This is a genomic window from Eggerthella sp. (genome assembly GCF_048329335.1).
Taxonomy (GTDB): Bacteria; Actinomycetota; Coriobacteriia; order Coriobacteriales; family Eggerthellaceae; genus Eggerthella; species Eggerthella lenta.
Window position 1 is genome coordinate 1 of the sequence record NZ_DBFEGU010000064.1, and the last position, 1,343, is coordinate 1,343.

Annotated in this window: 2 pseudogenes; both read left to right on the forward strand. The window is 66.6% G+C overall.

Annotation, left to right across the window (positions count from 1 at the left end):
* Nucleotides 1-717, forward strand: a pseudogene (locus tag ACMO6A_RS02050) (hypothetical protein); the annotation flags it as partial.
* A 15-nt stretch (nucleotides 718-732) separates the two neighbouring features.
* Nucleotides 733-1,343: pseudogene (locus ACMO6A_RS02055) on the forward strand (hypothetical protein); the annotation flags it as partial.

Sequence of the window (1,343 nt, forward strand, 5' to 3'; positions counted from 1 at the left end):
TTCCTGATCACCTCCCCCATCTGCAAGGCATCCGAGCTCGCCCTGGGGGTGGTCCGCGACCGCGTGCGCGAGGAGCTGGCAGACCTCGACCCGTACCGCGAGGCGCTGGAGGCGTGCCGCCGCGCCGAGGACAGCTCTATCGCGCTCGACAAGCTCGCGTTCTACGAAAAGCTCAAGAACCGGGACATGCCGGTGCTCCTCGGGGCGCTCGCCGTCGCCACCGAGCAGAACCAGCGCGCGATCGGACGCCTGCTCGCGGACAGGAAATTCGAGGACATGCCCGAGCTGCCGGATGCCATCAATCCCATGGAGGCCGCCTTCGCCGAGGCCAAGGGGAAGCTCCTGGAGTGGAAGGAGGGCGGCCACGGCGACGGCATGTATTATCACGACACCGCCTCATCCTACCTCGATGACTACCACGACATGGCCGACGAGATCGGCCGTCCCCTCCTGGAAGGCATCGACGAGATGATCGAATACGGCTACGTCGACGAGTCCGGCATCTACGAGAACCCCTTCGCGGCAATCGGCACCATGCTCGCCGAAGCCGCACTTGAGCATGCACGCGCAGACGCCGAGTACTTCGACGAGGACTTCCGCATGCGCGCCACGGAGGGCATCGATATGTGGGCCGTCGCCCGGGAAATCGCCAAGACGGTCCCGGAGGCCAAGCCCGCCGAAGAGGAGCCCGCGCAGGCGCGCGGACCCAAGCACTAGATCCCCGGAGTAAGCATGACCAGAAAACACGCAACCATGACGGACGGTGAGGGCATCTGCCTCGCCTTCCAATCAGAGCACGGCGGCTTCGATTGCAGCGAGGCCGCCATCGACCGCGTCTCGGGTGCGCTCATCTGCAACGACGGCACGTTGGAGGGCCTGGGCGAGGGCGTCGCCGATGCGGCGATCTACCCCACCGCCGAGATCTTCGCCGGCGCCCGCCTGCTCGCGCTCGACCGCGCCGCCGAGGGCTACGCCGACGGCCGGGATGCGCACGCGATCGATGCCGCGGCGAAGTCCGTGGCGGAATCGGTGCGCCGCAACTGCATCGAGATCGGCGGTGCCGGCGCCTCGATGATCGATTTCGCGGGACACCCGTTCGCCGCATCGCAGTGGATCGGCGAGAACTTCAATACCTCGATCAGCGAGGTGGACGCGCGCCGCCTCATGCAGGACCTCACGCTCGTAGATATCGCCAGGCTCGACCGCTCCCGCCCCCTCATCGAGGGCATGGGCGCCCAGGCGCACGAGGGCATCCTGGCGTTCCTGGACGGCATGGAGGAGCTTCGTGCATCGTCTGTCGATGTCGAGCTGTTCGACCGGCTGATGACCGATGATTTCAACGT